This window comes from Nitrososphaerota archaeon (assembly GCA_027887005.1).
In the GTDB taxonomy this organism is placed as follows: Archaea; Thermoproteota; Nitrososphaeria; order Nitrososphaerales; family Gagatemarchaeaceae; genus UBA183.
The window spans coordinates 298,665-319,249 of the sequence record JAPCJI010000001.1; the positions used below are offsets into that span (position 1 = coordinate 298,665).

General features: G+C 59.9%; 23 protein-coding genes. 13 read left to right on the top strand and 10 right to left on the bottom strand.

Translation table 11 applies throughout. The annotated features are described in order from the left end of the window. Positions 1 to 60 precede the first annotated feature (60 nt). A complete protein-coding gene (gene pgk / locus OK438_01450) occupies positions 61 to 1,287 on the top strand; it encodes a phosphoglycerate kinase (GenBank protein ID MDA4124105.1) in 1,227 nt (408 codons plus the stop codon). A 21-nt stretch (positions 1,288 to 1,308) separates the two neighbouring features. After that, positions 1,309 to 2,325, top strand: a complete 1,017-nt coding sequence (locus OK438_01455; GenBank protein ID MDA4124106.1) for a type II glyceraldehyde-3-phosphate dehydrogenase — start codon at positions 1,309 to 1,311, stop codon at positions 2,323 to 2,325. A 3-nt stretch (positions 2,326 to 2,328) separates the two neighbouring features. Here the strand turns inward: OK438_01455 and OK438_01460 are convergent, their stop codons facing one another. Beyond that, positions 2,329 to 3,528: a serine hydroxymethyltransferase gene (locus tag OK438_01460; protein ID MDA4124107.1), complete on the bottom strand. Its 1,200-nt coding sequence runs from the start codon at positions 3,526 to 3,528 to the stop codon at positions 2,329 to 2,331. Between the two features lie 74 nt (positions 3,529 to 3,602). Further along, entirely contained in the window at positions 3,603 to 5,300 is a 1,698-nt protein-coding gene (locus OK438_01465) for an FAD-dependent oxidoreductase (protein MDA4124108.1), read from the bottom strand. Between the two features lie 77 nt (positions 5,301 to 5,377). On the opposite strand from OK438_01465, the gene OK438_01470 reads away from it, so the two are divergent. After that, positions 5,378 to 5,638 carry a hypothetical protein gene (locus OK438_01470; protein ID MDA4124109.1) on the top strand — a complete coding sequence of 87 codons (261 nt, stop codon included), beginning with the start codon at positions 5,378 to 5,380 and terminating at the stop codon, positions 5,636 to 5,638. On the opposite strand, the gene OK438_01475 is transcribed toward OK438_01470, so the two are convergent. The 4 genes from OK438_01475 to OK438_01490 all read right to left on the bottom strand — a co-directional run bounded on the left by OK438_01475 (position 5,635) and on the right by OK438_01490 (position 8,690). Continuing rightward, complete coding sequence (locus OK438_01475) at positions 5,635 to 6,546, bottom strand: malate dehydrogenase (GenBank protein ID MDA4124110.1); 912 nt, start codon at positions 6,544 to 6,546, stop codon at positions 5,635 to 5,637. The two genes, OK438_01470 and OK438_01475, sit on opposite strands and share 4 nt — an antisense overlap. A gap of 52 nt (positions 6,547 to 6,598) precedes the next feature. After that, positions 6,599 to 6,886 (bottom strand): transcriptional regulator, encoded by a 288-nt coding sequence (locus OK438_01480; protein ID MDA4124111.1) that lies wholly within the window; start codon positions 6,884 to 6,886, stop codon positions 6,599 to 6,601. Further along, on the bottom strand, positions 6,887 to 7,531 hold the full coding sequence (locus OK438_01485; protein MDA4124112.1) for a hypothetical protein: 645 nt from the start codon (positions 7,529 to 7,531) through the stop codon (positions 6,887 to 6,889). Positions 7,532 to 7,592: 61 nt separating this feature from the next. Next, positions 7,593 to 8,690 (bottom strand): GTP-binding protein, encoded by a 1,098-nt coding sequence (locus OK438_01490; protein MDA4124113.1) that lies wholly within the window; start codon positions 8,688 to 8,690, stop codon positions 7,593 to 7,595. A 129-nt stretch (positions 8,691 to 8,819) separates the two neighbouring features. Between OK438_01490 and OK438_01495 the strand changes: the two genes are divergently transcribed. The 5 genes from OK438_01495 (at position 8,820) to OK438_01515 (ending at position 12,672) form a co-directional block, all read left to right on the top strand. Beyond that, positions 8,820 to 9,851, top strand: coding sequence for an alcohol dehydrogenase catalytic domain-containing protein (locus tag OK438_01495; protein MDA4124114.1), 1,032 nt, complete (start codon positions 8,820 to 8,822; stop codon positions 9,849 to 9,851). A gap of 71 nt (positions 9,852 to 9,922) precedes the next feature. Continuing rightward, positions 9,923 to 10,699: a 3-hydroxy-5-phosphonooxypentane-2,4-dione thiolase gene (gene lsrF / locus OK438_01500; GenBank protein MDA4124115.1), complete on the top strand. Its 777-nt coding sequence runs from the start codon at positions 9,923 to 9,925 to the stop codon at positions 10,697 to 10,699. Positions 10,700 to 10,829: 130 nt separating this feature from the next. Further along, on the top strand, positions 10,830 to 11,057 hold the full coding sequence (locus tag OK438_01505) for a hypothetical protein (GenBank protein ID MDA4124116.1): 228 nt from the start codon (positions 10,830 to 10,832) through the stop codon (positions 11,055 to 11,057). Continuing rightward, positions 11,054 to 12,109, top strand: coding sequence for a CPBP family glutamic-type intramembrane protease (locus OK438_01510; protein ID MDA4124117.1), 1,056 nt, complete (start codon positions 11,054 to 11,056; stop codon positions 12,107 to 12,109). Before OK438_01505 ends, OK438_01510 begins: the two co-directional genes overlap by 4 nt. Positions 12,110 to 12,141: 32 nt before the next feature. Next, on the top strand, positions 12,142 to 12,672 hold the full coding sequence (locus OK438_01515; protein MDA4124118.1) for a hypothetical protein: 531 nt from the start codon (positions 12,142 to 12,144) through the stop codon (positions 12,670 to 12,672). Positions 12,673 to 12,678: 6 nt separating this feature from the next. Here the strand turns inward: OK438_01515 and OK438_01520 are convergent, their stop codons facing one another. Beyond that, positions 12,679 to 13,692, bottom strand: a complete 1,014-nt coding sequence (locus OK438_01520) for a transcription initiation factor IIB (GenBank protein MDA4124119.1) — start codon at positions 13,690 to 13,692, stop codon at positions 12,679 to 12,681. 116 nt (positions 13,693 to 13,808) lie between these two features. Between OK438_01520 and OK438_01525 the strand changes: the two genes are divergently transcribed. Continuing rightward, entirely contained in the window at positions 13,809 to 14,813 is a 1,005-nt protein-coding gene (locus tag OK438_01525; protein ID MDA4124120.1) for a hypothetical protein, read from the top strand. Between the two features lie 120 nt (positions 14,814 to 14,933). Here the strand turns inward: OK438_01525 and OK438_01530 are convergent, their stop codons facing one another. After that, positions 14,934 to 15,284 carry a cupin domain-containing protein gene (locus OK438_01530; protein ID MDA4124121.1) on the bottom strand — a complete coding sequence of 117 codons (351 nt, stop codon included), beginning with the start codon at positions 15,282 to 15,284 and terminating at the stop codon, positions 14,934 to 14,936. A 116-nt stretch (positions 15,285 to 15,400) separates the two neighbouring features. Between OK438_01530 and OK438_01535 the strand changes: the two genes are divergently transcribed. The 3 genes from OK438_01535 to OK438_01545 all read left to right on the top strand — a co-directional run bounded on the left by OK438_01535 (position 15,401) and on the right by OK438_01545 (position 17,122). Then, entirely contained in the window at positions 15,401 to 15,847 is a 447-nt protein-coding gene (locus tag OK438_01535; GenBank protein MDA4124122.1) for a hypothetical protein, read from the top strand. Between the two features lie 140 nt (positions 15,848 to 15,987). After that, the gene (locus OK438_01540; protein MDA4124123.1) at positions 15,988 to 16,695 is read left to right on the top strand and encodes a helix-turn-helix domain-containing protein; all 708 of its coding nucleotides are present in this window, start codon (positions 15,988 to 15,990) and stop codon (positions 16,693 to 16,695) included. A gap of 28 nt (positions 16,696 to 16,723) precedes the next feature. Further along, on the top strand, positions 16,724 to 17,122 hold the full coding sequence (locus tag OK438_01545) for a hypothetical protein (protein ID MDA4124124.1): 399 nt from the start codon (positions 16,724 to 16,726) through the stop codon (positions 17,120 to 17,122). A gap of 3 nt (positions 17,123 to 17,125) precedes the next feature. On the opposite strand, the gene OK438_01550 is transcribed toward OK438_01545, so the two are convergent. Next, positions 17,126 to 18,157, bottom strand: a complete 1,032-nt coding sequence (locus OK438_01550) for a hypothetical protein (GenBank protein ID MDA4124125.1) — start codon at positions 18,155 to 18,157, stop codon at positions 17,126 to 17,128. A 103-nt stretch (positions 18,158 to 18,260) separates the two neighbouring features. Between OK438_01550 and OK438_01555 the strand changes: the two genes are divergently transcribed. Beyond that, entirely contained in the window at positions 18,261 to 19,076 is an 816-nt protein-coding gene (locus tag OK438_01555; GenBank protein ID MDA4124126.1) for a DUF92 domain-containing protein, read from the top strand. Here the strand turns inward: OK438_01555 and OK438_01560 are convergent. Next, on the bottom strand, positions 19,039 to 20,523 hold the full coding sequence (locus OK438_01560; GenBank protein ID MDA4124127.1) for a glycine--tRNA ligase: 1,485 nt from the start codon (positions 20,521 to 20,523) through the stop codon (positions 19,039 to 19,041). The genes OK438_01555 and OK438_01560 overlap by 38 nt on opposite strands. Positions 20,524 to 20,585: the final 62 nt, after the last annotated feature.

Below are 20,585 nucleotides of genomic sequence, written 5' to 3' on the forward strand. Positions count from 1 at the left end.
AGGAGGGAGGCAACGGCGTAAGGCATATAATCGCACGGAACGGGCGGAGGACAGGGCCCCATGCCCATCAAGATGTTGACGCTGGAGGACCTGGAACTCCAAGGCAAGCGGATCTTCTTGCGGGTCGACATCAATACGCCTATTCATCCTGAGACTGGCAAGCTGATTGAACATGCGAGGCTGGAGGAGGCGGCTGCCACCATCGCCGACCTGTCGGAGTCTAGGGTCATCGTGGCCTCGCACCAGGGGAGGGTCGGGAGGCCGGACTACACCAGCCTTGAAGCCCATTCCGAAGCTCTGCAGACTATCCTGGGGAAACCGGTCAACTTTGTGCCCGACGTCTTTGGGCCCGAGGCCCTGCGAAGGATGGATTCGATGTCCAACGGAGAGGTTTTGATGCTGGACAATCTCAGGTTCACGGCCGAGGAGAACCAGGAATACAAACCAGGGGACGCGGAGAAGACGTTCCTGGTCAAGAGGTTGAGGGAGCACGTGGATTCGTGCGTCTTGGACGCGTTTTCGACTGCCCACCGAGCGTCCCCAACCATAGTTGGCTTCGCGGGCCTGGTCCCTACTTGCGCGGGGCGGACTGTGGGGAGGGAGCTCAGAATGCTCGACAGAATAGTCGCCGTGGAGAAGGGGCCTTACGTCACGGTCCTCGGGGGGGCGAAGGTGAACGACAGGCTCGAGGCGATTGACGCGCTGATCATGAACAACAGGGCGGACAAGGTTCTCCTCTGCGGGGTCGTGGGCCTAGTGTTCTTGAAAGCGGTCGGCAAGTACAGGGGCGAACTAGGCATCGACAACGAGCAGAAGCACCTCCTAAAGGCGAGGCAGCTACTTGACGCGGACCCAGAAAGGTTCGCCATGCCAGTCGATGTTGCCATCAGAGTCGGCGACGGAAGGAAGGAGGTGGAGCTCAAGGACCTGACCGGACAGATTCAGGCCCTGGACATTGGCCCGCAGACCGTCGAGCGGTATGAGAGGTTCATAAAAGGAGCTGGGACGGTGTTCATGAGCGGACCGCCGGGGGCTTTCGAATTGGAGGGGTTCAGCTACGGGACCGAGCACCTTCTAAGGGCGATGGCCTCTTCGCTCGGGACCACGATCATCAGCGGCGGGCACCTGTCTTCGGCCCTTCGGAGGTACGGCATCCACGACCAGATCGACCACATCAGCACGGCCGGAGGGGCCCTTGTGCAGTATCTCGCGGGGAAGAGGCTTCCCCTGATCGACGCACTCGAGAGGTCGGCCGACAGGTGGGGGGCTGGGAACGCTTTAAGGTGAGGCCGGGTGGTTGAGAAAGCGATGATCAGGGTCGGGGTCAACGGCTTCGGGACCATAGGCCGGCGGGTGGCGGACGCGGTCATGAAGCAGAGCGACATGGAGCTGGCCGGGGTGACGAAGACCAAGCCTGACTACAAGTCTATCATAGCCGAGAAGAAGGGAATCCCGCTCTACGCCGTCGACATGAAGAGCCTGGAGGCCTTCAGGACGGCCGGGGCCAGCGTAAAGGGGACCCTCAACGACCTCCTTCAGAGGGTGGACGTGGTGGTGGACGCGGCGCCCGAGGACACGGGGCCGGTCAACAAACCGATCTACCAGATGGCGAAGGTGAAGTGCGTCTTCCAGGGCGGGGCAGGGGACAACATCGCAGATGTCTCCTTCGTGGCCCAGTGCAACTTCGAGGCGGCCCTGGGGAAGGAAGCCGTGCAGGTTGTGTCCTGCAACACGACCGGGCTCTGCAGAACCATCGATGCGATAGACAAGGGGGTGGGGGTGTCCAGGGCCAGGGCCGTCCTTGCGAGGAGGGCAACGGACCCAGACGATGTCAAGAAGGGGCCCATCGACGCGGTCGTTCTGGACCCCACAACGTTGCCGTCGCACCACGGTCCGGACGTTCAGGCGGTGCTGAAGGGGCTGAAGATAGTCACCATGGCGTTCAAGGTCCCGACTACCCACATGCACCTGCACAGTCTGATCCTGACCCTGAAGAAGGACGCGACGAGGGACGATGTGCTAAAGGCCCTTTCGACTGCGCCCCGGATACAGCTGGTCGACGGGAAGTCGGGGTTCAAATCCACGGCGAGCATAATGGACATGGCGCGCGAGATGGGACGGCCGAGGAACGACATCTACGAAGCCACGGTGTGGAGCGACTCGGTGACTGTGGTTGACGGGGAGGCGTACATGTTCCTCGCTGTCCACCAGGAGGCGATAGTCGTACCAGAGAACATAGACGCGATTAGGGCGGTGTACGGAGGGTACACCAGGGAGGATTCGATGAAGATGACGGACGCTTCTTTGAGCATCGTGCACAGGTAGCTGCTACGGCAGCCTGGGGATATCCTTCAGGACGTACTTGGGTTCTTGGAACTGCCTGACGAGGGACTTGACCCGGCTCTTCACGAAATCCACGGGTTTCTTCCCCAGGACCACCATGGCGACAAGCTCGGCCACCTCCTCCATCTCTGACGGGCCGAATCCCATCCTGGTCAGCTCTGCAGTGCCGATTCTCCCTCCGCTATCCGAGATGATGTTGGCCTCTTCGAGCTTCTTGGCCAGGGAGGCGAGCTTCACGACGTGGTAGTCGAGGAGGGCCTGGTGAGATTCGGTGTAGCCGTGGCTCGCTCCGCGGACCTTCACACCTTCGTCCACGAGGGCTTTGGCGACCGCCTTCGAGTTCTTGACAACCGCCTCGGCGTAGGGCTTCCCGAACTGCATCATCTCGAGGAGAGCGATGGCAAGGGCCGCGATCCTGTCGAGGTGGATGTTGTCCACTGCGCCGTAGTAAAGCTTGGAGGAGACCCTGGAATAGATTTCCTCGCTGTTCGAGAGGATAATCCCACCCTGGGGGCCCGGGAAGCTCTTGTGGGTCGAGCCGATGAGAAGAGAACAGCCTTCCCTCAGGGGGTCCTGGAAGACCCCTCCTGCGATGAGGCCGAGGACGTGCGAGCCGTCGTAGACGCAGGTCCCGGCGGCAGCTTCGGAAAGCTTCCTCGTGGGGTGCGGGAAGGGGATGAAGCTCGACCCGAAGAAGATGACCTTGGGGCTCGCCGTCTCGATCAGCCGGGCGGAACCCTTGGGTTCGACGTTCACGGCTTCGTCGTCGTAAGGGAAGAAGGAGTTCTCGAGCTTGAGGAGCCTTCCCAGGCCATCCTGGGTTATGCCCGGGTATCCGCCGTCCTTCGGAGACACGGAAAGGACCCTGTTTCCGGGTTCCGTGAGGGCGAATAGCACTGCCATGTCTGCGACGTGCCCCGAGAGGGGGCTGACGTTCGCGTAGCGCGCCCTGAAGACCTTCCTGGCGATCTCCTCGGTCAGCGAGACCAGTTCGTCAAGATACCGCGTCCCCCTGTGGAAGTCTTCGGGGTCGGTGTACCTGTTCCCCAGGTCGCTCAGGAATGCCGACCGGGTCTGGGGACTGGTCCGGTTTTCAGCGGGTTCGAGGTTCAGGCACTCCGTGAGCCTCCAGTCTTCGTGGGCTTTGATTGTGCGGTTCAGACGTTCGAGATAGGAATAGGCCATTGATGGCGCCTGGGTTTCTGGTCCGCCCTTGCCCAGAGGGTATTATCCTTTGTTTGGTCTGAGAGGACCCGACCCTACCCGAACTTGTACCTTACCCCGTGGCCATCCTCTTCGTGGGCAAACTCCACCAGTTCCGCGGGGCCGATGGAGCCGCAGGTTCCGCAAGAGACGCACGAAGAATGGTCGAAGCGTAACCTACCTTCGGCAACGTCTCGTTTGGTTTCTGAGAAAGCCTTCCTCCTGATTGAGGGCGGGGGATTCGTCCCTGTGGAGAGGAGGCGAAGGTTGTGCTCGTAAAGGTCCCTGAACGAGGCGAACTCTCCTTTGGAGGTCTGAAGGACGAAGCAGTTGGCGGGGCAGGTGGGGACCCAGGGCTTGGTTATCGACATCGAGGCAAGGTTGGTGTCGACCTTGATTTGCTGTCGCTCTCCGTCCAGGTCAAAGGAGAGGAGATTCAATCCTGCGCTCACTCTCTGTATAGTGTTTTGGTGCGTCGAGGGTCGGGCCCTTGGCACGAAGTTGAAGGTCTCGGAGATAAGACGGGTGCCGAAGATGACCCGCGGCAGGGTGTGGTAGGTGAAGGAGCTTTCGGAGATGAAGCTGTCCCTTCCGGACCGTCCCACGTCGTCGTAGATCGGCCCGAGCATTTCTCGGTACCGTGAGAGGTTTCTGGCCCTGAACGAGCCAGACGAGTTGGCCCTGGCGAACGCCTCGGCGGCCATGATGCCCGAGGCTATCGCCCCTCTCATCCCGTCGACCATGGGACCCATCTTTACAAACGAGCCCAGGGCGTCCCCCGCGACGAGGTACCCGTCGGCGTAGGGCTTCTTCAGGATAGACTTGAAGCTCTTCGGGGTGTTGTGCGCCGAGTACTCCAGGAGGGTGGCTCCGTCGAGGAGCTCGGCGACCATCGGATGACCTTCGAACTCGTCCTGCACGTCGATGAGCTTGCCTACCCGGTCGAAGTGCTCGGTTGTCGCCCTGACCAGAGAATCCAGTTCGACAACGAGGCCAACCGAGAGGGTTTCTTTGTTGGTGTAGACGAATGCACCGCCTCCGATGCCTTGCATGAAGCCGCCGAGGTAGAAAGCGGCTCGTCCTTTCCCGGCGCCCACTCTGAACCTCCTCTCGATGACTCCGGGGTCGAGGCCGTAGACGCGTTTGATCCCATGATAGAGCTGACGGGGGGATAGCGTCTTCCGGAGCCCTGCCTCCTCGACCAGGGTTGAGGTAACTCCAGACGAGTCTATCACCACCTTGGACCTAAGACTCTCGTGCGTCGTCATTACGCCAGCCACGACGCCGTCTTCTTTGATGAGCCCCACGGCTGTGGTGCTCGTAGATAGGGTGGCGCCTTCCTTGACTGCAAGGTCTGCAAACCAGCTGTCGAACGGCCGGCTCAGGACGGAGAAGTCATGCCCAGTTTCAATACTGGCGGAGAAGAGCCCGAGCTTCCCCGCGAGCGAAGTCTTTGTCATCCGGTAGAACTGAGCAGTTCCCTTCTCCTCGTCGGGCGCCCCAAGGACTACGACTTCATGAGAAATAATCTGCCGCTCGAGAGGCGCGGAGCTATCAAAGTCGGGGACAAGGCTTCGGATTCCCTGGCCCCCCGGGAAGTCCCCGTAGAGCACTCCTCCGGTCATACTCTTCTCCCCCGGGACCTTTCCCTTCTCGAGCATCAGTACGCTGACTCCCCTGCGCGTCAGTGACAGGGCTGCGGCGGAGCCTGCCGGACCGGCACCGACCACTATGACGTCGAATTCAGACTGCACGAGGATTCGCTTCCACGGCGCGATGGTCCGCGGTCTTGAGCGTATATAGTGAGCTCGGAACCTAAGGATGTAGGGCCATGGGGGTCAGCCTGAAGGGAAAGTCAGGGGTGTCGCTCATGTTCGGACAAGGAGATTTCAGTGTGCCAAACGGCCTTCAGGACCTGCCATTCACTGTCACGGATTTCTACACGCGCGAAGTGAACGACTTCGACGTGATCCGGTTCTACCTGATGTTGTCTGACACGGGGGTCCACCGGGGACGGATAATGGCGCCTTCGTTCAGTGCTGCGGCGAAACGGCTGGCAGAGGGCTACTCGCTGACGCTTGAGTTGGCCTAGACAGCGAGCGTTCCGATGGCTTCTCTGAGGGCGTCGGCGCCCTTGTTGAACCAGTCGCGCTCCCTGTCCGTGAGCTTGAGCTCGTAGATCTTTTCGACACCGCCTGCGCCGAGCTTGACGGGCACTCCTATGCAGAGACCGTTGAGCCCGTACTCCCCTTCTAGGTAGGCAGATGCGGCGAGGACCTCCTTGGTGTCGTCGACGATGGCCTTGGCCATGCGGGCGACAGAGCGTCCCGGGGCGAAGATCGTGGCTCCCTTCTTCGAGATTACTTCAGCAGCGACTTTCCTCGTGTCCTCGATCGCCTGCAACACTTCCTCGTCGCTGAGCATGGTGCTCAGGGGGACCCCGCTAATGTAAGTGTGGCTCGCGACTGGGATCATGTTCTCGCCGTGCTCCCCCATTACCAGGGAGGTGATTGACCCCCTTGAAACGCCGAGCTTCTTCGCGAGGACGTACTTGAACCTGGAGTTGTCCAAGACACCACCCTGGCCGACCACGCGCGCTTTGGGAAACCCTGAAGATTTCAGAGCGACGTAGGTCATGGCATCCATCGGGTTGGTGACCATGAGTATCACGGACTCCGGAGCGTACTTCGCGGCCTCTTTCGTTACGGATGCGATGATGCCGGAGTTCTTCGAGAGGAGGTCCATCCTCGTCATGCCCGGCTTGCGACCGAGGCCCGCGGCCACGACCACCAGACTGGCTCCAGTAAGACCAGAGAAGTTGGAAGACCCCCTTACGTCTACGTCCACCCCTGCGTCGGCGAGCCTGTGGCTGATGTCTAGGGCCTCCCCTTCGGCCAGACCCGGGATTATGTCCACCAGCGACACATCGTCGAGGCCCATGGACGCGATCTCCAATGCAGCTTGGGCTCCTACCTTGCCGGCGCCCGCTACTCCAATCATGCTGTCGGGGGCGAGAAATCGGAACTATAAACTGGTTTCGGGGACGAGGGAACTACAGTCTAAGACCGAAGGATTGGGCGAAGTCCTCGAAGTTATAGTAGGCGGCGAGGAACTCGATGCCCTTCTTTGAAATCATGTACTTCGAAATCTTGTCGCCACTCAACTCCAGCATTAATCCAGATCCAACAAGTTCTGCCAACAGCTTTGACATGCGTGAATAGGACATGTTCCCTCGGCGGAGTAAGGTGGTAACGCCAACTCCCTCCCCTTCGGTGTTCATGTCACGTGCAGTACTCAGAACATCTGCTATGATCCTGAACTGCGTCCTATACTGGGCCATCTACTTCTTGACCCCCACTGCGAACCGCAGCACCGGGACGAACAGTATCATCAGACCCATCTCCTTCAGAAGAATCTGTCCAAGTAAGAGGACTTGTGAAACAATATCAACCTGGATGTACAATAGTGATAACCACTGGGCGAAGGTCCCGACCCCTATCAGGGCCAGGCCCCCTGCGATGAGCATGGTGTCAGGCTTCCTGGTTCTGTTGTATGAATACAGCGTCTCAACAACGGCATAAAGCACGAAGAAGAATGACATGAAACTGAGGATGTCCGAAAGCTGGGTTCCCGTCAGGCTGATCATGGGGAAGACCAGGAGGGCTGCGCCCATTCTCTTGGAGATCGTAACGTCGATTGCGTGAGAAAAGGCGAGGAAGAAGTAGCCTGTGGTCTCAAGGAGAAGGCCGATTACCACGACAGTGGTAGTGGAAAGAGAGAGAGTCGGTATGATCGAGCCGAGGCCCACGAAGCCTTCCACCATGAACCCGAACCCCAGGAAGATGAACGCTGTGGCGAGCCTGAGCATTGAAGAACTCTCCGTCTGCCTGACCCCGCGGAAGGCGACGTAGGCTATGGAGAACGAAACGAAAACCCCGATGAATTGCAAGACGTCTTCGATCATCGTCAGGTCAGCTGAGACCAAGGTACAATTGGCCCAAGCCGGCATTCTGGTATAAAAGCGTGGCGACGGGGGTCGAAGGAGATTACTTGGTTATGATGGTCAGGACGTCCTGGTCCATGAGCCGGTGTGTCAGCCCCACGCGCTGGCCGCCGAACTTCACGCTCTTCCCCCAGACCTGGGCGTACTTGAAATCGTCCTTCATGTTCCTGTGGACCTTGCCGCACACCTCCAGTACCGTGGAACCATTCTTGACTATCATGGGTTCCTCAAAGTCCGTCTCTCCGGTCCTGCGGCGCATGTAGACTCGGACGAAGTCAAGCCTGCGGTGGATCTCCTCCCTCAGCGCCTGGAGGTTCACGTCCCCTTCGGCAGAGATGGGCACGAACTTGTAGGGGAGTTTCCTTGTGAGTTCGTTGGTGAAGCCAGAGTTGACGAGGTCGATCTTGTTCATCACAGTCAGGGACGGGACGTAGGTCCTGTTCCCGGCGAGGACGTCGATGAGCTGTTGGTCGTCGATGTCTTGTCTGAGGAGGACCCTCGCGCTGTCGACGTCGTAAACCCTCAGGATGTCCTTGACAAGTTCCTCGGTTAGCTTCGTCAGCTTGACCTGGGCCGAGACCGAGATGCCGCCCGCATCGGTCTTCTCGATCACCACGTTCGGGGGCCCCTCGTCAACCCTGATGCCGACCGTCCTCAGCTCCTTCTCGAGGATAGGCCTGGCCTCGGGCTGGAAGACGTCGATTATGAAGACCACGAGGTCGGCGCTCCTCGCCACGGCGAGGACCCGCTTGCCGAGGCCCTTCCCGGTCGAGGCCCCCTTGATTATCCCCGGCAAGTCGAGGACCTGGATCCGGGCTCCCTTGTGCTCCATTATCCCAGGGACGACCTCGAGGGTGGTGAACTGGTAGGAGGCAACCTTCGACTTCGCGTTGGTAAGGCGATTGAGGAGGGTGGACTTCCCCACGCTGGGTAGGCCGATGAGGACTACGGTGCCGTCCCCGGACTTCTTAACTTCGTAGCCGGTGCGGCTCCCGGTACGCCTGGTCTGCTGCTCCTCCTGCTCAGCCTTGAGCTTGGAGAGCTTTGCCCTCAGGAGGCCCACGTGGTGCTCGGTCTTCTTGTTGACCTGGGTCTTGTGCAGGTCGTCTTCTATCTTCTTGATCTTCTCTGGGAGTCCCACCGAATATTACCTGAAGAGCCGTCGGGAGTCGAGCTGAGATATTAACTTGAGGCGTTCAACAGAGACGATTTCACGAGCATCGCTGTCCCCCTTATATCCAGCCCCAGGCGCGTGTCTACGAGTCTGGCAATGAGGGCGGTCATACTGGGCAATGGCCCATCAGGCAGTCTGGCTGAAGTCGCCGAATTGTCCGTCCCTTCGATATCGCGCGGGGAGCTTCTCGTCGAGATGAAGGCTTGCGGACTTTGCGGGACGGACATCGAAAAGCTCAGGGGGCATTACACGGCAGCGATGCCGGTCCTCGGACACGAAGCAGTCGGAATCGTTTCGACTGTGGGGGAAGGGGTCGCGGGGTTCAAGGTAGGGGACAGGGTGTTCCCACACCACCACGTGCCCTGCGGCAAGTGCTACTACTGCGCCAATGGGAGCGAGACGATGTGCAAGGAATACAGGACCAGCAACATCGACCCAGGAGGCTTCTCAGAGTTCTTCAGAGTCCCAGCCCAAAATGTGAGCCGAGGAGGGGTCCTCAAGCTCCCCGATAGCCTCGGTTTCGAGGAGGCCAGCCTCATAGAGCCGGTGGCCTGCTGCATCAGGGCTCAGGAGAGGTCTCGGGTCCGGCCGGGCGAGGCTGTCCTGGTGGTGGGCGCAGGGCCTGTCGGGATGACCCATGCGCTCCTGCTTCGCTCGAACCAGGCGAGGGTGATGATCAGCGATGTGAGCGAAGAAAGGTTGGATTTCGCGCGCAAGTTCCAGTTCGAGCTGGTGCTGGACCCCCGGGAGGAGGACGTGGCCGAGGCTGTAAAGGGAAAGACCTGGGGCAGGGGCGCAGACCTCGTAATCACTGCCTCGGGGAGCAACGCAGCCATCCTCCAGTCCCTGCAATCAGTGCGGAAGGGGGGGAGGGTCTGCCTGTTCGGGCTGCCTCCGAAGGGCACTGTCCTCGACTACGACATCAGCGACCTGTTCAACTCTGAAGTGTCGGTGGTGACGAGCTATGGGGCGACCGAGAAGGAAACCAGCAGGGCGGTTGAGGTAATCTCCGGGCACCGGGCGGAATTCGCCTCGCTCGTCACCGACCGGATTCCCATCGGAAGGTTCCAGGAGGCGGTTGAGACGGCGACGGCGGGCAAGGGGATGAAGGTACTTCTTACCCCCTGACCGTTTGGAAAACCCCGAGGCACGCTTAAAATGGTGGGCCTGAGCCTGCCGGCCCGAGAGGAGATTCGTAGTTGGACTGGGGTCTGAGCAACAGGCTTTCGCGGATAATGCACGGAGGAAAGACGGTCATGCTCGCGGTTGACCACGGCTACTTCCAGGGGCCAACCACTGGGCTCGAGAACCCGCGCCGGACGATCACTCCCCTTCTGCCCTACGCAGACTCTCTGATGCTGACGAGGGGGGTACTCCGCACGTCCGTTGACCCAGGGCAGAGTCCTCCGATTGTCCTCAGAGTCTCGGGAGGCACGAGCATACTCAAGGAACTCTCGGACGAGGGGGTGACGACTTCCATTGAGGAAGCGATCAGGCTGGATGCGTCAGCCGTCGCGGTTTCTATCTTCGTCGGAGGAGAGCATGAGAAGGAGTCGCTGATGAATCTGGCACGGCTGGTCAATGAAGGAGAGCGGTACGGCATGCCGGTCCTTGCTGTCACCGCCGTCGGGAGAGAAATGGTGCGAGACGCAAGGTATCTGGCGCTGGCGTGCAGGATCGCGGCGGAGATTGGGGCCCGTGTCGTGAAGACGTACTACTGCGACGAGTTCGAGAAGGTAGTAGACGCCTGCCCGGTTCCGGTGGTGATCGCGGGAGGGAAGAAGCTTCCTGAGAGAGAGGCTTTGGAACTGGCGCAGAAGGCCGTCTCCATGTGCGCTTCTGGGGTGGACATGGGCAGGAACATCTTCCAGTCGTCGAACCCGGTGGGGATGATAACTGCGGTCCGTGCCATCGTTCACGAGGGGGCGAGCGTGGACGAGGCGTTCGGGATGTTCAACGCAAGCAAGCCCGCGTAGTCTTGTCCCCGCAGGCGTTGCAGTATTCGGTTGGCAACCGATACTCGGGGGGAACACGTTAGCACCTAAATGAAGAAGACGATGGAAACCTGATACCGTTTTAAGCGCCCTCAGGGGGCACGTTCCAGATTTGGAGCCGCCAGGGGACGAAAGCGGAGAAGGACCCAGGTTCACCCGGAGGAGCCCCTTGAGGCCTGTCAGAAGGCTCTGCCCAAGGTGCCTCAGCCCACTTGAGTCGGGAAGCGAACTCGGCGGGTGGCTGGTCCCCCAGGACTACTACTGCCCGAAGTGCGGATACCGTGGGACGGTGTTCATCGAGGAGGGAATCCAGAAGCCGGGGAAGGAGCCCGGAAGTTGACGACGGAACAGATAATCCCCGATTCCGAAGTAGTGAGCGCGAAGGTAGTACTCGGGCGCATCGCCGCCTGGGTCTTCCTCGCCCTGTTGCTTTACGCTGCCATACTCGTCATCGTGTCCTTCCCCATCGGGGTCTACACGGTCTTCTTCACACACCTCTCGAATTCTACGACGGCAGCCTCCCTCGGGACCCCCTATCTTTGGCTGGGGCCGGTCGCTTTGCTCCTCCCCTTCCAGACGTCAGTCGGGGTCGCATTCCTCGCAGCGTCCGCGGTCTACGTAGCGATGTTTGTCTTCGCATTGACGCAGGGGAGGGGTGCTCTCGAGACCATTGCAGCCGCGCTCAGGAACGGTGTCGGTGAATTCTTCGCAAATGCGGGTCTTGTCACCCTGATCGCGATTGGCTTCTTCATCTATACTGCTTCCATCGTGATCAACATTACATCGGCCTTCGGGCCCCCAATTGGGAATCCCTTCTCCGGCATTGACCCTCTCCAGGCATTCATCGGGTTCACATTGGCCCCTCTCCGCGAAGAGTTTGGGTTCAGGGTGCTGATAATCGGCGCCGTGGCCTTCGCCGTTTCCTTCTGGCGGTCTAACCGGGTCGCTCTCAGGTCCCTCTGGAGGCCCTCCATCGCCTACGAAGGACTCCCGAGGTACAGCTTGGCTGTGCTGCTGATAGTGGCGGCCTGGGCGTTGAGCTCTGGGGTCTTCGGGGCGTGCCACGTCGTCTGCGGAGGTGGCGGCTGGGACCTGGGCAAGCTGCCTGAGGCTATCTACGGTGGAGTCGTCCTGGGGTACCTGTACATCAGGTACGGGTTCCACGTGGCAGTGCTGGGACACTGGGGGGTAGACTACCTCGGCAGCGCCTTCGCGTTCTACGCCCAGGGGGCCTACGGCATCCCATTCACGTCCACGAGCGTCCCCGATGCGGTCTTCTCCGTCGGCCTTTCCCTCTTCGGGATCGCGTGCATAATCGTTGTCGCGTATCTGGGGGTGAGGAGGTTGATGGTCAACAGGGCGAGAGCCGTCGCCCTGGTCGGAGGTTCTTAAGCCCCGTTGCGGATGGTCGGTCGGCGAGCGCGATGACAGTTCTAGGAGTTTCGATAGTGAAGGAGATGGTCGCGAAGTACAAGTCCATCTACCCCAGCCAGGACGTTGCGTTTGACGGGGACGGTTACGTGCTCACCGTGAGGGAGGACAGGACGCTCCACTATCTGGAGCATCAGAACATGATCTCGAGGGAGATCGTGTTCACCCCGCCTGACTGCGTGGCGCACCTGACTTCCAAGAGCAAGTTCGGGAGGCTTGGGCTGTCGTTCCTCAATTCGGTGAAGGTCCACAGCGGCTTCGTGGGCAGGCTGGCGCTCGAACTGGTGAACCTCAGCAACGAGAGGACCCCCATCACGATCAAGCAGGGCGACCCCCTGATTCACATCGAGTTCATGCGAAGGGAGGGAGAACCTGCCCCGTACATCGGGAAGTACATGTTCCAGTTCATGAACGACGAGGAGACTGACATTTACATGAAGATCCTGACGGAGAACTTCCCGAAGGTGTTCCCGATGGACAGGCTGTCCCAGGTAAGAAAGGAACGATTGGTCAGAGAGGACTAGTCGTCTTCAGATTCCGAGGGCAGACCTCAGCCCCTTGTACCTGTTCCTGATTGTGACTTCCGTGACCCCCGCGGCCTCAGCAACGTCCTTCTGGGTCTTGTCTTCGCCTTCAAGGGTGCACGCGACGTAGAGCGCGGCCGCGGCGAGCCCCATGGGGTCCTTCCCTGCGGTAATGCGGGTCTCTTCTGCCCTCCTCAAGATCTCGAGGGCCCGCCTCTTCGTCTTCTCCGAAAGCCCGGCTTTCGAGGCAATCCTGGAGACGCACTTGGCTGGGTCGACCACCGGCATTTTGATGTCCATTTCCTTGATGAGGAGCCGGTAGCACCTTGCGATGTCCTTCTTCTTGACGTTGCTGACGGCGGCGAGGTCCTTGAGCGTCCTCGGGGTCTGGGTGTCTCTGCAAGCGGCGTAGAGGGACGCAGCAATGATCGCCGAGATTGACCTGCCCCTCACCAGCCCGCGCTCGAGCGCCTTCCTGTAGATGTAGGCTGCCTTCTCCACCACGGCGTCTGAAACCGAGAGCTTGTCGGAAAGCCTGTCGAGCTCGCTGAAGGCCTGCCGCAGGTTTCTGTCCACGGGCTCGTGTACCTGGCTGCGGGAGTCCCAGGTCCGGAGTCTGTCGACCGTTGCCTTCATCGAAGAAGACAGGGACTTGCCAGAGGCGTCCTTGTTCATCCCGCCAATTACCGTCGCGAGGCCCATGTCGTGCATGGCTATGGAAGTGGGGAGCCCGCCCCTGCTCCTGTCGTCCTTCTCCTCCTTCGAGAAGGCCCTCCACTCAGGGCCGGTCTCCTCGATCTTCTCCTTGACCACGAAACCACAGGAGCCGCAGAAGAGCTCGCCTCCCGCTGAGTCTACCAACATTGGGCCCTTCCCGCATCTAGGGCACTTGTCGAGGGCTTTCTGCACCCTAACCACTCTAGAGAAGTCCTTGTCTGTTGACAAAATCACCACTAGCGAAATCTTTACAAGAAAGTGCGCCTGGAGGAAGTATATATGCTTTGTGGCGAAATATTGCATTGTTCCTCCCCTTATACAATTCCTGCTGGTAATCGTATGGAATCAGCATTGATATTGGAAGGAAGTGGTCGAGATTCGAAGAAAATCAACATGAGCCTTGGGAGGGTCGCGCGGCGTTGAAACTAAGGCATCCCCCGTCCACGCAGCTGCTGAGGCCGTTGCTGGACATGTACAGGAGCTCGGCGGTCGCCCTGACCGGATGCCGGTCCCTGGGCCTGGAGCGAGGCTCCTGCGAATTCGACGTGATCGTGGTGACGCCGGAGAAGCGGCCTCCCCGCTCTACCCGGGTCAGCGGGGTCCATGTCGACCTGTACTTCATAGATGAGAAGGAGGTCATGAGGCCATCGAACCCCGAGCACGCGGTCTCGATGGCAAACGCGATAGCGGTCAAGGATGCTTCGCTCGTTCTTTCGACGAGCTTTGCTTCCAACTCTGCTCTGCTGGCCAACTCGTCTCGACGGAGTTCCAGGGCCCGGCTCGGTTCTTCGCTGAAGGCCCTGGGGAGGGTGGACGACGCGCTGTCCAAGGGACTGGTGCCGGACGCCGACTTCTGGCTCCTCTCCGCGTCCTATGATTTCGCCTACGCCCTGTTGTACTCGAGGGAGCGGATGCCGGCGCCGAGCCACCTCCTCGGCCAGCTCAAGAGCCAATCGAAGGGTCTGGCCAAGAACTTCGAGGCCTTCTCGAGGGGCGCAGGGTTGGAGAAGGCGTCGAGGGCGAGCTGTTCCGCAAGGCTGGAGGCGCTGGAGGTCCTCCATGATGTGCTCGGGAGGGCGCAGGGGGGAGGGGGAGCCAGCCACTCTGCCTGGACCAAGGAGCGGCTCGACATCGTCCGGAGCAAGGCGGCAGAGCTGAGCAGGTTGATCGACCACGCAGAGGCCTACTCGTTCTTGGGCCAGGAGGTCCTCAAGGCACTGATGGCCATAGCCTGGAGGGAAGAGTCAGAGGGCAAGAGGAGGGCCAAGAGCCCCATGCTGATGAGCGTGTTGGCGGCGGAAAAGGAGGGGCTCCTGAGCGCACGACTTCTCCGGGAGCTTGGCATCCCCCGCCAGAAAGCGAGCGTCGAGGGGTCCCTGGTTCTCCTGAGGGACCATGTCTCGCGGTTGGAAAAGTGGGTTTGACCACAGGGTGGCTGAGGAATGTTCGTCAAACGTTTTCCTTAGGTCATCTAATGGCCTACGAAGAATCAAGAGAAGCGCCGTCCAAAATCGTCTATGCCAGAAGAGTCGCCGATAGATCCCTCATCGCGACCTAATCATTGTCAGCAGCATCTTGAATCTCTTCGATGCTTTGACCGCATGAGGTTTCCCGGCGGGAAGGACGATTGCTTCTCCCTGGTCTAATCGATTCATCTTCCCCGAAATGGTGACCTCGGCTTCACCTTCAAGAAGATGCAGTAGCGCGTCGTAGGGAGCTACGTGCTCGCTCAGTCCTTCACCCTCGTCGAACGCGAAGAGCGTTACCGTGCCAGCGCTGTTGCTGATAATCGTGCGGCTTACTACTGACCCCGGCTGATAGGAAACGAGAGAAGCGACATTCCCCTTATGGCCGGGCATCAATCCTTTCGAGGTGCTGGCTGGTTCTGCCCCCATTGCTACTCACCTGGTCGCGAGGCCCGAGAGCTAAGAACATTCGACAAGTTCACTCTCCCAAGGAGGGAATCGTCAATCACCTTATACGTTTCGCCACCGCCGTTCATCGGCGAGGAATGACCTACACTCTGGACTACGACGAACCTCTTCCGAAGGTGATAGCCAGGCTGAAGTCGGAGCACAGGAAGCTCGACCTAGAGCTGAAGCAAGTCGAACGGCTGAGCAAGAGAGGTGACCTAGCGGTTGCGATTAAGAAGCTGAACACGATCAAGCTGACCCTGCTCAGACATGCGGTCGAAGAGGAAGCGAGGTTAATGAGAGTCATAATGTGGGAGTTCAAGGTCGACTCGGGCGATTCGATCATGATTCTGAGGTATCATCGAAAGATTGTGGAGTTCTACGAGCGCACATTGGCGAACCTGGCTACTCTCCCTGAGAAGGTGGGTCGCAGAGAAATCGGGATCTTTGTCAGGGAGCTAAGGCAGCATCATGAGCAGGAGGAGGAAACCGTCTTCCCCCTCGCTACCAAGGCGAATCGTCTTTATGAAAAGAACCCACCCTGACGAGGAGGTAATGACAGGATCCAGACAGCCCAAGCTTCCGGCGCGGAAATACTGCTCATCCTGCATTGAGCATCGGGTCACTATTCGAGAAGCCTATATCGTCAAACGCTTAAAATAACATTCGCCAAGCGCCAAATTCCATGGAGGAGTCCGGCAAGGGCAACGCACTGGCCCAAATCTCGGGGGACGTTGTCGCGAGCGCAGACCCGGGCCGGGCCATGAAGGCGTGGAGGGCGAAGCTGGGAATAAAGCAGGTCGTGCTGGCCAGGGCCCTGAGGATGTCCCCGTCGGTCCTGAGCGACTACGAGAGCGGAAGGAGGCCGTCACCGGGGGTCCAGTTCGTGAGGAAGTACGTAGAGGCGCTTGTCAGGCTGGACGCGGGGAAGGAGCGGGTGATACCCAAGCTCGTCGCGGACGAGAAGGACGAAGCGATACTCTCCATCGGTGAATTCCGTTCCCCGGTCGAGGCATCAAGGATCCTGAAGGCACTCGATGCGAAGGTCCTGGTGGGGGACGAGAAGGCGGTCAAGCTCTACGGGTACACGGTGGTCGACTCGATCAAGACGATTTACGCTCTATCTGGTTTCGACTTCTACAGAATCTTCGGTGCGACTACGGAGAGAGCTCTCATTTTCACGAAGGTGGGGATGGGGCGGAGCCCCCTGGTGGCCATCCGCGTCTCGCAGCTCAAGCCTAGGGTGGTGGTCATTCACGGGCCCAAGGAGGTCGACCCCCTCGCGGTGGACCTTGCCCGAAGGGAGGGCCTCGTATTCGCGCTGTCGGAGGCACTCACCGTGGAGGAGCTCATCTCATCCTTGCGGGCGATCGAACCCTCTGCCCAGACTTAAATAGAAAAACTGGCAAACCAGTGCGAAAATGGGCAACGAAAGCTCAGCTTCAACGACGTCCGACAAGGACTGGCAAAAGCAGGCCGGAAGGCGCCGAGTGTTCGGCTTCTTCTGGATCTTCTTCGGCGTCGCCATAGTCCAGACTCTCTCGTCAGAAGGGGACACCTTCATCCACGTGGTCGACAACTACATCGACATCGCACTTGTTGTTGTCGCGGTCATCGTCCTGCTGGCCTGGTGGAAGAAATCGTCCACCAAGGACCTGCAGATGGTGAACAACATACTCTCGGTGCTCGCCGTAATCCTCCTCGTACTGGCGATAGTGACTCTGGCAGGGCTAACAGGAGAGACCACAGCTGAAGACCTTGCGGACGATATCCCTACACTGTTGTTCGGCATCTTCATGCTGATCAACAGGTTCGTCTAGGGACTAGAGCATAGAAATCAACAAGCGGGAGATTGTTTCCACTCCCAGGAACTTCCGTGGGGGCTCCCGCTTCCCGATTTTCTCGTTCATCAGCCCTGCGAGGTTGCCCAGGCTCTCTGGAGAGTAGCCGAGGGCGGCCGCGTTCCTCTCCTGCTCGGCGTGATGTTTGATTGGAATGACGATGATGGGTGTTCCGGCGCTGGCCGCTTCGTCAATGGTGCTCTTTCCCGCGGTGGAGACCACGAGGTCGGCGCAGGCGACCAGGTTCTGGTTGTCTGAAACGATGCCGAGGTCGAACATGTGGTCGCCCTGTGCTGCCTTCCCCCTGTTTCCGGATATCGCCAAGAACGCGCCCGGAACAGCTCCTCGTTTCATTACGTCGACGGTCTCGCGGAGAAGGAACTCTCCCAGGCCGCTCCCGCTCATGCTGAGCAGCACCATCCTCCCCTTCGTCGGGAGAGCGTGACTCGCCCTGGTCTGAATCGCGGTCGCAATCACCTCCCTGACTATCGGTCCGACGTAGCGCCTGTTCCCCGAGTCCTCTCCCGATTCGGGGATGACCAGGACGTCCACCGAGGCTTGGAGGTTCCGATACCATCCCTCGACACGCCTCTCGATGGTCCGTGCCAGCCATCCGCGAGCGAATCCCAGTTCGAGCTCGTCAGAAATGAAGGCGGTCTTGCACCCCTTCTCCATGGCCACGGTTATCCCCGAGAACTCCTCGTCGCAGACTACCAGGTCTGGCCGATAGGAATCGAATAGCTTCTCGGTCTGGCTCTTGGTGCCCCTCAGCGCGGCCCACGAACGTAGGTACCACAGGGAAGCTCTCTTCATCTCTCCTCCGACTATCTCTAGAGAAGGGTCGGAGACGATGTCTTCCGCCATCAATCCCTGGGACCTGATGAACTCGGCTGCCTTTCCTCCCGAGAAGAGTTTGACGTCGTGGCCGGCAGAGGAGAGGGCCCTCGCGACGACCAGAGACCTCGTAGCGTGGCCGAGGCCGATTGGGCTGATCCCGTAGAGTATCCTAGCCATCAGGGTCGAGGCCCTGGGCGCGTATATATTTCCGCGAAAGACTCGGAGACGGGTCTGCCGTCCGCAAGGTTATCTACAGCAAGGGGCGGGGATGCGGGATACTTTGCTGAACCTTGTCACAGGCTCGGTCGAATTCTCAGTCGTGATAGGAGTCGCCCTTGCCGCGATACTTCTCAACACCCTGGACTCCAGGGGTTTCCTCGCGAGCGTCGGGGTCGGGTTGGCGATAGTGTACGGAGGCGGTGCCTCGTGGTTCTTCATCGTGGCGGTGTTCTTCATCCTCGGCGTGGTCTTCACTCTCTACAAGTACGGGTACAAGCGCAGGCTTGGCAGCGCCCAGGAGAAGGGAGGGGCAAGGAACTGGCCGAACATACTTGCAAACGGCGGTGCGGCGTCGGTTTTCGCAGTTTTCAACTTCTTCAGCCCATCTCCGCTCCTTGCCGGGCTCTTCCTGGGGGCCGTTTCCACTTCAGCCGCCGACACCGCTGCCACCGAGCTGGGGCTCCTGAGCCGCAGCAGGCCGAGGCTCGTCACGAATCTAAGGAAGAGCGTGACGCCGGGGACTTCCGGCGGGGTATCGTTTCTCGGGGCTTTGGCCGCGGTTCTGGCATCTGTCGTCATCGGGCTCATGGCGCTCTTCCTAGGGGTGCTCACGATTGGGCTGTCAGTGATGGTCGTTTGCGTCGTAGGAGGGATATTCGGAGCGTTCTTCGACAGCTACCTCGGGGCGACAGTCCAGCGACGCGGACACTGCGCCATCTGCCTGAAGCCCACCGAGGCCCTGAACCACTGCGGGGAAGCGACCAGGTTGACCGGGGGAATCGGGTTCATCGAGAACAACCTGGTGAACCTGCTGGCGACGGTGGCGGGAGCGCTCGTCTCTATGCTGGTGGTTCTGGCTGTGATGCCGGCCGTCTAGGGTAAGCGCAGAGCGCCGCCAACCTCGCAGGCAGTTCGGCGACGGGGAACCTCTGCTGGCTCCGGTCATCTCTGACTCTCAGGGTCACAGTCTTGTCAGCCAGGGTCTGATAGTCCACGGTGATGCAGTACGGCACGCCTATGTCGTCAGCCCTTGCGTAGCGCTTCCCGATCGAGCCCGTGCGGTCGTAGAACACATCCAAGGTGTTTTGGAGCTCGTCTGTGATGCGGAGGGCCTCTTCCTCGAGCCCGTCCTTGTTGACCAGCGGAAAGACCCCTGCCTTGTAGGGAGAGATGTAGGACCTCAGGATCAGCCAGGTCCTGTCCCCCTCTGCTCTCATGGAGCTCTCGAGGACTGCGTAGAGGCTCCTGTCCACTCCCATGGACATCTCGAAGACGTGCGGAAGGACCTTCTCCCCCTCGTCGTCTACGGTGAAGTTTGTCCCGCTCACGGCAGCATGTCGGCTCAGGTCGTAGTCACCTCGGTAGTTGCAGGCCACAAGTTCTAGCCATCCCACCGAGAGTTCGACCTCCAGGTCGAAGGCAGCCTTGGAATAGAATGCTCTGTCCTCCTCTGAAAGGATCCTAAAGCGGAGCTTCTCCATCGGAAGGCCTGCCGCCTCGTAGAAGCCGAGAAGGAGAGATAGGTAGTGGCCGACCAGCGCATTGGGCAGGAGGCCCTTTGCAACGGCCTCGGAGACCTTGACCCTGTGGAGGGAGCCGTCGGGGCTCATCAGGGACATCTCCCTGTCCCCGGCGGACCAGGGCCGAGGAACGCCGGCTCGGTTCGGGTTGAAGAAGACCTCCACCTCGGCCTGGTTGAGCTCGCGCATGCGGAGCAACCCCTGCCTGGGCGCGATCTCGTTCCGGAAGCTCCTCCCGAACTGGGCCACGCCGAAGGGGAGCTTCACCCGCTGAGTCTTGTGCAGAAGAGGGAAGTCGACGAATATGCTCTGGCAGGTTTCGGGCCGCAGGTAGGCCTCCTCCTGGACCGGGCCGATGCCGACCCTGAACATCATGTTGAACCTGCTGGTGCCGGACAGGGGGGCCCCGCACTTCAGGCACCTGACTCCGGCCTTTTCCATCATCGAATCGTAATCCGAGTCCTGGAGCTTCTCGGGGACCGGCTTCTTCGTCTTGTCCTCGATGAGCTTGTCGGGCCTGAAGACGGAACCGCACTTCGGACACTTGACGAAGGGGTCCGTGAAGCTGGCAAGGTGACCTGAGGCTTCGAAGACCGCCTTCGGGAGGATCTGGGAACCGTCGATCTCCAGCATGCCGTCTCGCTTGACAATCGTCCTCCGCCAGAGCTCGACCAGGTTGTTCCTCATGGCCACGCCCAGGGGCCCGTAGTCCCAGAAGCCTGCAGGAGAGTTTGGGTAGCTGTCTGCGGACTTGAAGAAGAAGCCCTTCTGCTGGGCGAGGCGGGTCACGTCTTCGAAGGACATTGTCGCCCTTCGGTCGGAGTTGACTGGATATATGCTAGACGGGTCTCAATTCGCTCGCGCGC

Bases quoted from the DNA above. Each gene is read 5' to 3' on its own strand.
- pgk (MDA4124105.1), top strand. From the start codon at position 61: ATGCCCATCAAGATGTTGACGCTGGAGGACCTGGAACTCCAAGGCAAG.
- OK438_01455 (MDA4124106.1), top strand. From the start codon at position 1,309: ATGATCAGGGTCGGGGTCAACGGCTTCGGGACCATAGGCCGGCGGGTG.
- OK438_01460 (MDA4124107.1), bottom strand. From the start codon at position 3,528: ATGGCCTATTCCTATCTCGAACGTCTGAACCGCACAATCAAAGCCCAC.
- OK438_01470 (MDA4124109.1), top strand. From the start codon at position 5,378: ATGGGGGTCAGCCTGAAGGGAAAGTCAGGGGTGTCGCTCATGTTCGGA.
- OK438_01475 (MDA4124110.1), bottom strand. From the start codon at position 6,546: ATGATTGGAGTAGCGGGCGCCGGCAAGGTAGGAGCCCAAGCTGCATTG.
- OK438_01480 (MDA4124111.1), bottom strand. From the start codon at position 6,886: ATGGCCCAGTATAGGACGCAGTTCAGGATCATAGCAGATGTTCTGAGT.
- OK438_01495 (MDA4124114.1), top strand. From the start codon at position 8,820: ATGAGGGCGGTCATACTGGGCAATGGCCCATCAGGCAGTCTGGCTGAA.
- OK438_01515 (MDA4124118.1), top strand. From the start codon at position 12,142: ATGACAGTTCTAGGAGTTTCGATAGTGAAGGAGATGGTCGCGAAGTAC.
- OK438_01520 (MDA4124119.1), bottom strand. From the start codon at position 13,692: ATGCAATATTTCGCCACAAAGCATATATACTTCCTCCAGGCGCACTTT.
- OK438_01530 (MDA4124121.1), bottom strand. From the start codon at position 15,284: ATGGGGGCAGAACCAGCCAGCACCTCGAAAGGATTGATGCCCGGCCAT.
- OK438_01535 (MDA4124122.1), top strand. From the start codon at position 15,401: ATGACCTACACTCTGGACTACGACGAACCTCTTCCGAAGGTGATAGCC.
- OK438_01540 (MDA4124123.1), top strand. From the start codon at position 15,988: ATGGAGGAGTCCGGCAAGGGCAACGCACTGGCCCAAATCTCGGGGGAC.
- OK438_01545 (MDA4124124.1), top strand. From the start codon at position 16,724: ATGGGCAACGAAAGCTCAGCTTCAACGACGTCCGACAAGGACTGGCAA.
- OK438_01550 (MDA4124125.1), bottom strand. From the start codon at position 18,157: ATGGCTAGGATACTCTACGGGATCAGCCCAATCGGCCTCGGCCACGCT.
- OK438_01560 (MDA4124127.1), bottom strand. From the start codon at position 20,523: ATGTCCTTCGAAGACGTGACCCGCCTCGCCCAGCAGAAGGGCTTCTTC.